This is a genomic window from Geobacter sp., from assembly GCF_030834625.1.
GTDB lineage: Bacteria > Desulfobacterota > Desulfuromonadia > Geobacterales > Geobacteraceae > Geobacter.
In genome coordinates this window covers 1-12,106 of sequence record NZ_JAUQXO010000053.1, presented here as the reverse complement: position 1 = coordinate 12,106, position 12,106 = coordinate 1, and the positions used below count along the sequence as shown (strand labels likewise).

Sequence of the window (12,106 nt, the reverse complement as noted above, 5' to 3'; positions counted from 1 at the left end):
CCCATGAAGCTGCCCTACCAGACCATGCCTCTCAGAATCGTGGCTTACTACGCCCTCTTCGCCGGGCTCTGGATCCTTTTTTCGGATCGGCTGCTCCGGTTCATCGTCACGGACCCGGAGCGCCTAACGGATCTCCAGACGGCAAAGGGAGGGCTCTTCGTGGCGGTCACCGCCCTCCTTCTCCACGTGGTGATCCGCCGCTTCGTGGAGGAGGTGAACCGCAAGGAGGAACTCCTGAAGGAGCGCAACGAGGAGCTCTGCATGGTGGAGGAGGAGCTTCGCCAGCAGCTGGACGAATCCGAGTTGAGCCACCACGAACTCCGGGAGAGCGAGGAGAATTATCGGCTCCTCAGTGCCGAACTGGAGAAGCGGGTGAGGGAGCGAACCGCGGCGCTGGAGCGGGCCAACCGCGAGATGGAGTCCTTCAGCTATTCGGTCTCCCACGACCTGCGGGCGCCCCTTCGCCATATCGACGGCTTCAGCCGGGCGCTCCTGGAAGATTGCGCGGGGCAACTCGACCTCCAGGGGAAAGGGTACCTCACCCGGATCTGCGCCGCGGCCAACCGGATGGGGCAGCTCATCGACGACCTCCTCCAACTGGCCTCCGTGAGCCGCAGCGACCTGCAGCGGCGTTCCGTCAGTCTCAGCCTCCTTGCCCGAACCATCGCCGCCGAACTGGCGGGGACAGACCCGGAGCGCGACGTCTCCTTCACCATCGCCGAAGGGGTGAAGGGGGACGGCGACCCCCTCCTTCTCCGGATCGTCCTAGAAAACCTCCTGGGCAATGCCTGGAAATACACGGGGAAGAAGCCCCGCGCCGTCATCGAGTTCGGGGCGGTCGAGGGGGAGGAGGGGCGGGCTTTCTATGTGCGGGACAACGGGGTCGGCTTCGACATGGCCTATGTGGACAAGCTCTTCAACCCCTTCCAGCGGCTCCACGCCATGGACGAGTTCGAGGGGACCGGCATCGGGCTGGCAACGGTGCGCCGGGTGGTGGAGCGCCACGGCGGACGGGTCTGGGCCGAGGGGATGCTCGGCACCGGAGCTACCATCTATTTCACCCTGGGAGAAACTCAACCCCCTGCAGACGGCGACGAGGGATAGGCGATGGATGAAAAACAGCTGAGAATACTACTGGTTGAGGACTCCGAGGACGATGCCCTTCTCCTCCTGCGGGAGCTGAAACGGGGGGGGTACGCGGTGGAGTTCGAGCGGGTGCAGACCCGGTCCGCCATGAAGAAGGCCCTTGCCTCCCGGCAGTGGGACATCGTCATCTCCGACTACCGGATGCCGCGGTTCACCGCGCCCCTGGCCCTGGAAACCCTCAAGGAGAGCGGCCTCGACCTCCCCGTCATCATCGTCTCCGGCAAGATCGCCGAGGACATGCTCGTGGACGCCATGAGGGGCGGTGCCAACGACTACCTCATAAAGGGAAACCTGTCGCGGCTGATTCCCGCCATCGAGCGGGAGATCCGGGAGGCGGCGGAGCGGCGCATCCGGCGCCGGGCCGAGCGGGCCATCCGCCAGGGGAAGATGGAGTGGGAGGCGGCCTTCGATGCCGTTTCGGACCTGGTCCTCCTCACCGACCCCTACAGCACGATCATCCGCTGTAACAACCGGGCGATCGAGTACTTCAACGCCACCTATAGCGACATCCTTGGCCGGAACATTACCGAGCTCTTCTACGGAAGCCCCGATGCCGAAGAGAGCATCTTCTCTCAGTGTACCGATCTCAAGCCCGACGACGGGGATGTCCACTTCCCCAAGCTCACGGGATGGTACAAGGCCTCCTGCTTCCCCATGCACCCCACCGAGCATGAGCACGGCTTCGTCTACGTCATCGAGGACGTCACCAAGCGGCGGAAAATGGAAGAGGAGAAGGAGCTCGCCACCCAGGAGCTTCTCCGGAGCCGCCAGGCCCTCAGGGAGAACCTGGAGGAGGTGAAGCGGGCCAACATCGAACTGGGGCGCCTGAACGCCGCCAAGAACACCTTCATCGGCATGGCCTCCCACGAGCTGAAGACCCCCCTCACCTCCATCATCGGGGGCTTGCAGTTCCTTCTCCACTACAGCGGCCTGGCAATGACCCCGGAGCAGAAGGAGATGATGGAGTCGGTCTACGAGGGGGTGACCCAGCTGCGGGGGATCGTGGACGATCTCCTCTCCATCTCCCGTATCGAGACCAAGGGGTTTGCCGTCAACAAGCGGATGGTGAATCTCCTCACCGTCTGCCGGGAGGTGCGCCAGACGCTCCTCCTTCCCCTTTCCGAGCGGGACATCGAGGTCTCCATCGCCGAGGACACCTGCAGCATCCCGGCCGACGAGGGGTTCTGCCGGCTCGTGACGCGAAACCTCCTGGAGAATGCCATCAAGTTCACCGCGGACGGGGGACGGATCACCATCAGCGGGCAGCTCACGTCCCTGGACGACCTCCTCCCCCTAGCCGATTCGCTCCGCCCCTTCTACCGGGAGTTCCCGGCCACCATCGAGGGGCATCCCGCCTTCTACCGGCTCGACATCGCCGACACGGGTATCGGCATCCCCCCCGAGGAGCGGGTGAGAATCTTCGAAAAGTTCTACGGCGTCGGCGACATCGCCTACCACTCCTCCGGCAAGACCGGCTTCATGTCCAAGGGGTCGGGGCTCGGCCTCTCCATCGTCAAGGGGATCATGGACGCCCACGGCGGCATGGTCTGGGTGGAGCCGGGGGAGGACGGCACCGGGAGCGTCTTCTCCCTCCTCTTCCCCATGGACAACACCTGCGTCATCCCCCGCCGCGACGGGGAACGGTAGGCCCCCATGGCAGCCCTCTCGCTTCACGGCCTCACCAAGCGCTACGGCTCCCTCACGGCCGTGGACTCCTTCTCCCTGGAGGTGGCCCGGGGGACCATCTTTGCCCTCCTGGGCCCCAACGGCGCGGGGAAGACCACCATCATCCGGATCCTCACCACCCTCCTTCGCCCCGACGCCGGCACGGCCCACGTGGAGGGGTTCGACGTGCGGCAGCAGGGGCAGGAGGTGCGGCGCCTCATCGGCGTGGTCCCCCAGGACAACAACCTGGACCGCTACCTCACCGCCCGGGAGAACCTGGTGATGCAGGCCCGACTCCACGGCATGGGGCAGGCCGAGACCGGCCGGCGGGTGGATGAGCTTCTGGAGCTGGTGGGGCTCTCGGGGCGCCGCAACGACTTCCCCGACACCTTTTCCGGCGGCATGCAGCGTCGTCTCGTGGTGGCCCGGGCCCTGGTCCACCGGCCGCGGGTCCTCTTTCTCGACGAGCCTACCACCGGCCTCGACCCCCAGTCCCGCCGGGCCGTCTGGGAGTACATCGAATCCCTGAAGGATTCCATGACCATCTTCCTCACCACCCACTACATGGACGAGGCCGACACCCTCTGCGACCGGATCGTCATCATGGACCACGGCAAGGCCCTGGTGGACGGCAGCGCCGCCCAGCTCAAGGAGCGGATGGCCCACGCCCACCGTTACGAGCTCCAGTTCCGGGCCAACGCCGACCGCTACGAGGCGATCCTGGCGGGCTTTTCCTTTGTCCGGTCCCTCCAGCGGACCGGCGACCTCTTCCGTCTCTCCCTTGCCGGCGAGGAGTACCTGAAGCCCCTCATGGACGCCATCGGCACCGACGACATCCGCAAGGTCTGCCTCCGGGAGCCGACCCTGGAGGATGTGTTCATCGAGCTGACGGGGCGGGAGGTGCGGGAATGATGTTAACAGGCGCCTTTTCCATCTGGAAGCGGGACATGCTGGTGCTGCGCCGCAGCCTCTTTTCGGAGCTGGTGGCGGTGGTCGCCTCCCCCCTCACCTTCTACCTGGCCTTCGGCTTCGGTCTGCGGGGGTACATCGCCGACGTGGAGGGGGTTCCCTACACGGTCTTCATGGCTCCTGGGCTCATCACCATGACCGCCGTCACCGCCGCCTTCGACGAGAGCGCCTGGAGCATGTGGTTCCACCGCAAGGTTCAGCGGACCATCGAGGCCTACCGGGTCACCCCCATCACGGTCTACGACATCGTCATCGGCAAGATCATCTCCGGCTTCACTCAGGGTGCCCTCAAGGGGGTGGCTGTGGCCGCGGCCATCTTCCTCCTGACCGGGGTGCGGTTCAACCCGGCCCACCTGGCGGGATACCTCTCCTTCATCGTCCTCGGCTCCATGGTCTTTTCCTGCGCCGGCACCGTCTGCGGCACGCTTCTCGACAAGCCCGAGACCATCGGCAAGGTCCAGGCGGTGGTCATCATGCCCCTCATCTTCCTGTCCGGGGTCTTCTTCCCGGTCTCCTCCTATCCCGAGGCCCTGCGTTCCGCCGTCATGGTCATCCCCACCACGGCCCTCTTCGAGGGGTCGCGTCGGGCGCTCCTGGCGGGTGCTCTCGACGGGGGGCTCATCGCCATCCTCGCCGCCACCGCCCTGGTCGCCTTCGCCGCCACGGTGGCCATCTTCAACCGGAAGATGGCGGAGTAGCCCCGACCCTCCGCGGAGCTAAACTTCTTGTGCTGCCGACACTATTCATAGTACGATTTACCGGATTGCCACACGAAACGGAGAACCCATGGCCGAAGAATTCATACCCAAGTGGGTTGCCTGGGAAACCACCCAGAAGTGCAACCTCAAGTGCGTCCACTGCCGCTGTTCCTCCGACCTGACCTCCTCTGAGGGGGACTTCACCACCGAAGAGGGGAAGAAGCTCCTGAAGGAGATCGCCGACTTCTCCAAGCCGGTGGTGGTCCTCTCGGGCGGCGAGCCCCTGATGCGCACGGACATTTTCGAACTGGCCGAGTACGGCACCTCCCTGGGGCTGCGCATGTGCATGGCCACCAACGGAGCACTGGTCACCGACGAGATCTGCGCCAAGATGAGGAAGGCCGACATCAAGATGGTCTCCCTCTCCCTGGACGGAAGCAGTGCCGCAGTCCACGACGACTTCCGCCAGTGCCCCGGCTCCTTCGACGGGGTGGTGCGGGCCGCGGAGATCTTCCGCAGGAACGGCCAGAAGTTCCTCATCAACTCCTCCTTCACGAAAAGAAACCAGCACGACATCGCCAATACCTTCAAGGTGGCCAAGGGTCTGGGCGCCACCGCCTGGTACATGTTCATGATCGTCCCCACGGGCCGGGGAGAGGAGATCATGAACGAGCTCATCTCCAAGGAGGACTACGAGGAGATCCTGGAGTGGCACTATCAGCAGGAGAAGCTGGAGGACGAGATCCTCATGCGCCCCACCTGTGCCCCCCACTACTACCGGATGGTCCCCATGCGGGCCAAGGAGGAGGGGATCAAGTTCGAGCGCCGGTCGCTGACCTTCTCCACCGGCGGCGGCAAGGGGTGCATCGCGGCCCAGACCATCTGCCTCATAGATTGCTTCGGCAACGTGAAGCCCTGCTCCTACTTCCACCGCACCGCCGGCAACGTGAAGGAGACCCCCTTCCGGGAGATCTGGGAGAATTCGGAGATCTTCAAGGATCTGCGCAACTTCAAGGCCTACAAGGGGAAGTGCGGCGAGTGCGAGTTCATCAACGTCTGCGGCGGCTGCCGCGCCCGGGCCGACGCGGTGTATGGGGATTACATGGCGGAGGAGCCTTTCTGCAACTACGTGCCGATACGCCTTCAGAAGAAGGCGTAGGGAACGCGCTCTTTACGCCATCTTGGCGCCGTCCTCGTCACCCCGTTGTGCGGCGTAGCGCTGCTACGCCTCCGCCGGGGTTCCTGCGGGTGCACCAATCTGACGCAAATATCGCGTTCCGGGTTTTGAACCGGTTTAAAATTCCAAGGAGGATTTTTATGAATAATCGTTTTCTCGACGCCTGCTGGGGCAAGCCCGTTGACCGTACCCCCGTGTGGCTCATGCGCCAGGCAGGGCGCTATCTCCCCGAATACATGGCGGTGCGCTCCAAGTGCACCTTTCTGGAGCTCTGCAAGACCCCGGAACTGGCCGCCGAGGTGACCATCCAGCCGGTGGAGATCCTGGGAGTCGACGCGGCGATCCTCTTCTCCGACATCCTCACCCCGGTGGAGCCCATGGGGCTGAAGCTCGACTTCGTCCCAGGCCCGGTCTTCGAGAACCCGGTCCGGACCATGGCCGACGTGGAGCGGCTCAGGATTCCCAACCCGGAAGAGGATGTTCCCTATGTCCTCGATGCCATCAAGATCCTCCGCAAGGAGCTGGCCGGCCGGGTGCCGCTCATCGGCTTCGGCGGCGCGCCGTTCACCCTGGCCTGCTACATGGTGGAGGGGAAGGGCTCAAAGGACTGGGCCACCATCAAGCGGATGATGTACGCCGCCCCCGATGTCTACGCCGCCCTCATGGAGAAGGTGACCATGATGGACATGGAGTACCTGAACGCCCAGATCCGGGCCGGGGCCCAGGCGATCCAGATCTTCGACACCTGGGGCGGGGTCCTCTCCCCCACCGACTACGAGAAGTACGTCCTCCCCTACACCGTGAAGCTCATCAACGGCCTGAACCGCCAGAACACCCCGGTGATCCACTTCGTCAAGGGGTCCGGCACCATGCTGGAGACGGTGCAGAAGGCCGGCGGCGACGTCATGGGGCTCGACTGGCACGTGAACCTGGGGAAAGCCCGGGACACCCTCGGTGCCGGCATGGCCGTCCAGGGGAATCTGGACCCTACGGTCCTCTATGCGCCCAAGGAGGTCATCGAAGCCGAGGTGAAGCGGGTTCTCGACGAGAACGCCGGCCGCCCCGGACACATCTTCAACTTGGGGCACGGCATCCTCCCCACGGTGCCGCCGGAGAACGCCATCCACATGGTTGAGTGCGTGCACCGGTTGTCGCAGAAATAGGAAACGCGGAGAGAGTAATCGGAAAAGGGAGCGAAGCAGGCTCCCTTTTCCTTTTTCCCGTAGAGAAAGAGGTGTCCATGGAGAATCGCATCACCGACCTGGAGATCCACGTCACCCACCTGTCACGCACCGTGCACGAGCTGAACGACGTGGTCTACCGCCAGCAGCAGACCATCGACCGGCTGGAGGCGGAGCTGAAGGGGCTCCGGCAACAGGTTCTGGCCGAGGCCCCGTCGCCGGTGGGAAAGCCGGAGGACGAAGAGCCGCCCCCCCACTACTGACCGGCCAGCCGCCATGAACCTCCTCAGACTCCTCATCCTTGGTGCGGTGGTTTACGCCGCCTATGGGGCCCTCTGTTTCCTTCTCCAGCGCTCCCTCATGTACCCCGGCCGGGCCATCGACGTTGGCAGGCAGCCCCCCCTCTCCCCAGGCACGGTTCCCCTTCGGCTCGAAACGGGCTTCGGTAAGATCGAGGCGTGGTTTCTGCCGCCCAAGGGAATGGAGGCGGGGAGTAAGAGGCCGGTGTTCCTCTTCTTCCACGGCAACGGCGAGGTGATCGATTTTCTCCCCGATGAGGCCGAGGAGTTTCGGGCCATGGGGGTGGGGGTGCTGCTGGTGGAGTACCCGGGGTACGGGCGTTCGGAGGGAACGCCTTCCGAGGAGAGCATCACCGCCGCGGCGGTGGCGGCCTACGATGCCGTCATCGGCCGCAGCGACGTGGATTCCCGCCGGGTGGTCGCCTTCGGCCGGTCCCTGGGGGGCGGCGTGGCCTGCGCCCTCGGCCGAGAGCGTCCCCTGGCAGCCCTCATCCTCCAGTCACCCTTCACCTCCACCCGACCCTTTGCCCGGCGGATGCTCCTGCCGGGGTTCCTCGTGCGGGACGTCTTCGACAACCGCCAGGCCCTTGCCGCCTATCCCGGGCCGGTTCTCGTCCTTCACGGCATCCACGACGACATCATCCCCGTCGGCCACGGCCGGGAGCTGGCCCGGGCAGCCCGGCGAGTGCGCCTCGTGGAGCTTGCCTGCGCCCACAACGACTGTCCCCCCGACCGGGGAGAGTTCCGGGGGATCGTGGCCGGATTTCTCCGGGATGAGGGGATTCTCGAGCCTCTTACTCCTTGACCGGCCCGGGGTAATGGGGTATCTGGAAGGGGACGCCGCAAGACCGACCCTATACCGTTAACGAGGCGACCATGTCAGAAAAAACCGCCGTCCTCCTCCTGCAGATGGGGGGTCCCGACTCCCTGGACGCCGTGAAACCCTTTCTCGTCAACCTCTTCTCCGACCGGGACATCATCCGGATCGGCCCTTCCTTCCTACAGCCCTTCATCGCCCGGCTCATCGCCAAGAAACGGGCCCGGCCGGTGGAGCACAAGTACGAGGAGATCGGCGGCAAGTCCCCCATCCGGGAGCTGACCGAGGCCCAGGCCGGAGCACTGGAAGAGGTCCTGGGGGATGACTACCGCTGCTTCGTGGCCATGCGCTACTGGAAGCCCACCACGGTGGAGGCCCTGGCGGCCATCCGGCGGGAAGGAATCACCCGGGTCATCGCCCTCTCCCTCTATCCCCACTATTCCCGGGCCACCACCGGTTCCAGCGTGAACGAGCTGAAGCGGGTCCTGGCACAGGCGGGCGCCTCCTTCGACGTCACCTATGTGGACCGGTTCTACGACCACCCCCGCTACATCGAGGCCCTGGCCGAGAAGATCCGGGAGGGGCTCGACGCATTCCATCCCCTGGCCGAGGTGCAGATTCTCTTTTCGGCCCACTCGCTTCCCCAGTCCTTCATTGACGAGGGGGACCCCTACCTTTCCCACATCGAGGAGACGGTGCGGCTCGTCATGGAGCGGTTCGATGGGGTTATCTACCACCTGGCCTTCCAGTCCCGGGCCGGGCCGGTCAAGTGGCTGGAGCCCTCCACCGAGGAGATGCTGGAGCACCTGGCGGCCCACCAGGTGAAGAACCTCCTCATGGTCCCCCTCTCCTTCGTGTCGGACCACATCGAGACCCTCCACGAGATCGACATCGAGTACGCCATGCTGGCCCACAAGCTGGGGTACGCCAAATTCCGGCGCTCCCCCTCCCTGAACAGCTCCCCTCTCTTCATCGACTGCCTGGCGGATCTGGTGCGGAAGGCCGGGGAGTGAGCCGTGGCAGATGGTGAGATGAAAACCTGCGCGGTCTGCGGGGGGGTATTCACCCCAGGCCAGGAGCGCACCCCCTACGAGGAGGCGGGGGAGTGGCTGGCGGCCGAGCTCTGGAACGACGCCGGCACCCTCTGCCCCCAATGCCTGGACAACCGGGCTAAACTCGCGATGATGTACGTTATCGACAGGTGAATTGACCATGGAACAGACAACAATAGATGGAATTTCCCTCTCCCTGGCCGGGCCGGTGAGCCTCTCCCTGAAATGGGTCGGCCAGGATGAGCTTCTCCAGCAGCTGCTGGCCGCCTGGATGGTCATCGACGACCGGGACATCCCCTTCAACCCCCGCCTCATCGGCAAGCCGGGGGTGGGGAAGACCACCCTCGCCTATGCCGCGGCAAGGCGCCTGGGTCGTCCCGTCTACCTCTTCCAGGCCACCATGGATACCCGGCCCGAGGACCTCATCATCACCCCGGTCATCGGCCCCGACGGGAAGATCCAGTACGCCGCGTCGTCCCTGGTGTCGGCCATGGTCAAGGGAGGAGTCCTCATCCTCGACGAGGGTAACCGCATGAGCGAGAAGGCGTGGGCGTCCCTGGCGCCGCTCCTGGACGACCGGCGCTACGTGGAGTCGATCATCACGGGGCTGCGGGTTCCGGCCCACCGGGATTTCCGGATCGTGGTCACCATGAACGAGGACTCCTCGACTTTCGAGGTCCCCGAGTATATCCACTCCCGCCTCCAGCCCCAGATCTTCATCGACTTCCCCGAGGCCGACGAAGAGCTCATGATCCTCAAGGAGAACCTCCCCTTCGCCCCGACCCGCATCCTGAAGTACGTGGTCGACTTCCTCCAGCGGGCCCACGCCGCCGACGAGCTCTACTCGGTCCGCGACGGCATCAACATCGCCCGCTACGCCCTCAAGATGATGGCCGCCACCGAAAAGGACGCCGCCGAACTCCTCCCCCTGGCCGTTGAGCGGGTGCTGGGGGACGAGGCGCTGCGGTATCTGAAGTGAACGGATCTACGGTGCCCTTCGGAAAAATGTTTGCCTATAGGAATGAGTTGGTCTATTTTTCTTAATCTGTTTTATTATATCGCCCTTGGCAGTACGCATGCCCTAACCTGATCACAGGTATGCCGATTCCAGGGGCTTTTGATTATTGAGGGATGAACTAATGACATGCCTCTGCAAGATCCCTTCTGATATGGCCGTCAACCTTGGCTTCGACGCCATCCTCGATATCTTATTTGTCTTTTCATCCTACGTGGACGGCTTTCTGTTCCCTGACAGGGCCTGTCAGAACGACCAAGCCGAAGCCGAGCTACCGCTCGATATGGGTTAATCCGATGCAGCACGGAAATCATACATCCAAGGGCATCGTCTCATGGCCGGAAGATGAACGGCCACGGGAGCGGCTATTGTCGCGGGGCGCGCAAGCGCTGACGGATGCGGAGTTGGTGGCGATCCTTATCCGTGTCGGCTTCAAGGGAACCAGCGCTGTTGAACTTGGACGGCAGTTGTTGCAGCAATTTGGTTCACTGCGGGTGATGGTGGAAGCGCCAGTAATCGCGCTGCTGGACGTGAAAGGATTGAAAGGAGCTAAGGCGGCGCAGTTGCTGGCGGCAATGGAAATTGCGCGGCGCGTGGCTATTCCCACCAAACGGAGCCAGTTGGTTATCAAGAGCACGGTAGCGGCGGCCGAGTATTTGCGCGACCGGATGCGGGGAATTTCTGAAGAGCACTTTCGGGTTCTTTATCTGAACCGCCGAAATGCGCTTCTGGATGACGCCTTGATTGCTCAGGGCTCGGTGGACGCAGTGCGCCCGCCTCTTCGGACCATCGTGGCGCGGGCGCTTCAGGTGAACGCCTCGGCCTTGATTGCTGCCCATAATCACCCGTCCGGAGCTGCCAATGCGAGCGAATCGGATCGTCTGCTGACCCAGGACCTGATAGCCGCTTGCCGTCCGATAGGCTTGAAACTCCTTGATCATGTAGTCGTAGGCGAGGAGGCGACTTTCAGCTTCGCCGACTCCGGCCTGCTGGATGAGCTTGAGTTGCTGTGCATGGCGCCAGCGACTTCTACACGTCAACAACGAATCGCAACACTCCCTGAACTGATGCCTGAAAGGCCCTTATGAACGACGAACAACGACTTGAAATTATCCGGCTGCTACAGCAAGGGGAAGAACTTTCCCCGGAATGGGCGCGTATCCTGTTCCCGCCGGAGAAGCGCGAATATGAACTGGTCTATCACGGGAAGGAGCGCGAGGAGGACATCCTCGCCGATACCCTTGCAGTGCCGCTGCAAAAGGTCCGCACCTTTGGCCGTAACGGCGATGGCTGGCACAACCACCTAATCTTCGGCGACAACTTGCAGGTGATGAAAAGTCTGCTGGAGCGGAAGAAAGCTGGCCAGCTCCGTAATGCTGATGGCACTGACGGTGTGCGCCTCATTTACATTGACCCGCCATTTGCGACTATGAAGGAATTTCAAGGAAGTGCAGACCAAAAAGCATATCAGGACAAAGTGATAGGAGCGCGTTTCGTTGAATTCATCAGGAAGCGCCTTGTACTGTTGCGGCAATTATTAACCCCTGATGGCGCTATCTATGTCCACTTGGATTGGAAGAAAACTCATTATGTCAAAGTCGTAATGGATGAGGTCTTTGGAGAAAATCATTTCCGCAACGAGATTATCTGGCATTATCCAGGAAGAGAGATGCATATATCGAATAAGTTCAATGCAAAGCATGACACTTTGCTGTTCTATGCCAGATCAAAAGAAACCCAAATCCGCATGGATCAGGTGGCTATTCCTTACGACAGAGACGAGCGATTGAAAGGATTGCGAAGAAAAGTCCATCTTGATACAGATGATCGGGAGTGGGTCTGGGAAACACGAGGGCAAGCAGCTGGCCAAGAACCTTACAAGAGATACTTGGACGAGATCATAGCAAAAGGACGGCCACTTAGTGATGTCTGGTCTGACTTGCAATTTGACGTATCCTGAAGACAATGGACACTCCCACTTGGTAAACTACCGAGAGGGAGGGGAACATGAAGAAGCAGCAACGTTACACGCCAGAGTTTCGAGCAGAGGCGGTCAAACTGGTAACAGAGCAAGGGCTGTCCCAAAA

Annotated in this window: 15 protein-coding genes; all 15 read left to right on the top strand. The window is 62.7% G+C overall.

Annotated features, from left to right (window positions below):
- Positions 1–3 precede the first annotated feature (3 nt).
- Positions 4–1,104 (top strand): ATP-binding protein, encoded by a 1,101-nt coding sequence (locus RCH91_RS12680; RefSeq protein ID WP_306535329.1) that lies wholly within the window; start codon positions 4–6, stop codon positions 1,102–1,104.
- Between the two features lie 3 nt (positions 1,105–1,107).
- Complete coding sequence (locus RCH91_RS12675; RefSeq protein ID WP_306535328.1) at positions 1,108–2,793, top strand: ATP-binding protein; 1,686 nt, start codon at positions 1,108–1,110, stop codon at positions 2,791–2,793.
- 6 nt (positions 2,794–2,799) lie between these two features.
- Entirely contained in the window at positions 2,800–3,723 is a 924-nt protein-coding gene (locus RCH91_RS12670; protein ID WP_306535327.1) for an ATP-binding cassette domain-containing protein, read from the top strand.
- Complete coding sequence (locus RCH91_RS12665) at positions 3,723–4,478, top strand: ABC transporter permease (protein WP_306535402.1); 756 nt, start codon at positions 3,723–3,725, stop codon at positions 4,476–4,478. The genes RCH91_RS12670 and RCH91_RS12665 overlap by 1 nt, the downstream gene beginning before the upstream one ends.
- A gap of 88 nt (positions 4,479–4,566) precedes the next feature.
- The gene (locus RCH91_RS12660) at positions 4,567–5,637 is read left to right on the top strand and encodes a radical SAM/SPASM domain-containing protein (RefSeq protein WP_306535326.1); all 1,071 of its coding nucleotides are present in this window, start codon (positions 4,567–4,569) and stop codon (positions 5,635–5,637) included.
- A gap of 158 nt (positions 5,638–5,795) precedes the next feature.
- Positions 5,796–6,818, top strand: a complete 1,023-nt coding sequence (hemE, locus tag RCH91_RS12655) for a uroporphyrinogen decarboxylase (RefSeq protein WP_306535325.1) — start codon at positions 5,796–5,798, stop codon at positions 6,816–6,818.
- A 77-nt stretch (positions 6,819–6,895) separates the two neighbouring features.
- Complete coding sequence (locus RCH91_RS12650) at positions 6,896–7,099, top strand: SlyX family protein (protein WP_306535324.1); 204 nt, start codon at positions 6,896–6,898, stop codon at positions 7,097–7,099.
- Positions 7,100–7,112: 13 nt separating this feature from the next.
- The gene (locus tag RCH91_RS12645) at positions 7,113–7,940 is read left to right on the top strand and encodes an alpha/beta hydrolase (RefSeq protein WP_306535323.1); all 828 of its coding nucleotides are present in this window, start codon (positions 7,113–7,115) and stop codon (positions 7,938–7,940) included.
- Positions 7,941–8,011: 71 nt separating this feature from the next.
- Entirely contained in the window at positions 8,012–8,965 is a 954-nt protein-coding gene (gene hemH / locus RCH91_RS12640; RefSeq protein WP_306535322.1) for a ferrochelatase, read from the top strand.
- A gap of 3 nt (positions 8,966–8,968) precedes the next feature.
- On the top strand, positions 8,969–9,157 hold the full coding sequence (locus tag RCH91_RS12635; RefSeq protein WP_306535408.1) for a hypothetical protein: 189 nt from the start codon (positions 8,969–8,971) through the stop codon (positions 9,155–9,157).
- A 7-nt stretch (positions 9,158–9,164) separates the two neighbouring features.
- The gene (locus RCH91_RS12630) at positions 9,165–9,983 is read left to right on the top strand and encodes a MoxR family ATPase (protein ID WP_306535321.1); all 819 of its coding nucleotides are present in this window, start codon (positions 9,165–9,167) and stop codon (positions 9,981–9,983) included.
- A 190-nt stretch (positions 9,984–10,173) separates the two neighbouring features.
- Complete coding sequence (locus RCH91_RS12625; RefSeq protein ID WP_306535320.1) at positions 10,174–10,311, top strand: hypothetical protein; 138 nt, start codon at positions 10,174–10,176, stop codon at positions 10,309–10,311.
- A 4-nt stretch (positions 10,312–10,315) separates the two neighbouring features.
- The gene (gene radC / locus RCH91_RS12620) at positions 10,316–11,107 is read left to right on the top strand and encodes a DNA repair protein RadC (RefSeq protein ID WP_306535319.1); all 792 of its coding nucleotides are present in this window, start codon (positions 10,316–10,318) and stop codon (positions 11,105–11,107) included.
- Positions 11,104–11,979, top strand: coding sequence for a DNA methyltransferase (locus RCH91_RS12615; protein WP_306535317.1), 876 nt, complete (start codon positions 11,104–11,106; stop codon positions 11,977–11,979). Before radC ends, RCH91_RS12615 begins: the two co-directional genes overlap by 4 nt.
- A 47-nt stretch (positions 11,980–12,026) precedes the next feature.
- The coding region (locus RCH91_RS12610; protein WP_306534530.1) for a transposase at positions 12,027–12,106 on the top strand (80 nt) is incomplete at its 3' end.

Bases quoted from the DNA above. Each gene is read 5' to 3' on its own strand.
- RCH91_RS12680 (WP_306535329.1), top strand. From the start codon at position 4: ATGAAGCTGCCCTACCAGACCATGCCTCTCAGAATCGTGGCTTACTAC.
- RCH91_RS12675 (WP_306535328.1), top strand. From the start codon at position 1,108: ATGGATGAAAAACAGCTGAGAATACTACTGGTTGAGGACTCCGAGGAC.
- RCH91_RS12670 (WP_306535327.1), top strand. From the start codon at position 2,800: ATGGCAGCCCTCTCGCTTCACGGCCTCACCAAGCGCTACGGCTCCCTC.
- RCH91_RS12665 (WP_306535402.1), top strand. From the start codon at position 3,723: ATGTTAACAGGCGCCTTTTCCATCTGGAAGCGGGACATGCTGGTGCTG.
- RCH91_RS12660 (WP_306535326.1), top strand. From the start codon at position 4,567: ATGGCCGAAGAATTCATACCCAAGTGGGTTGCCTGGGAAACCACCCAG.
- hemE (WP_306535325.1), top strand. From the start codon at position 5,796: ATGAATAATCGTTTTCTCGACGCCTGCTGGGGCAAGCCCGTTGACCGT.
- RCH91_RS12650 (WP_306535324.1), top strand. From the start codon at position 6,896: ATGGAGAATCGCATCACCGACCTGGAGATCCACGTCACCCACCTGTCA.
- RCH91_RS12645 (WP_306535323.1), top strand. From the start codon at position 7,113: ATGAACCTCCTCAGACTCCTCATCCTTGGTGCGGTGGTTTACGCCGCC.
- hemH (WP_306535322.1), top strand. From the start codon at position 8,012: ATGTCAGAAAAAACCGCCGTCCTCCTCCTGCAGATGGGGGGTCCCGAC.
- RCH91_RS12630 (WP_306535321.1), top strand. From the start codon at position 9,165: ATGGAACAGACAACAATAGATGGAATTTCCCTCTCCCTGGCCGGGCCG.
- RCH91_RS12625 (WP_306535320.1), top strand. From the start codon at position 10,174: ATGGCCGTCAACCTTGGCTTCGACGCCATCCTCGATATCTTATTTGTC.
- radC (WP_306535319.1), top strand. From the start codon at position 10,316: ATGCAGCACGGAAATCATACATCCAAGGGCATCGTCTCATGGCCGGAA.
- RCH91_RS12615 (WP_306535317.1), top strand. From the start codon at position 11,104: ATGAACGACGAACAACGACTTGAAATTATCCGGCTGCTACAGCAAGGG.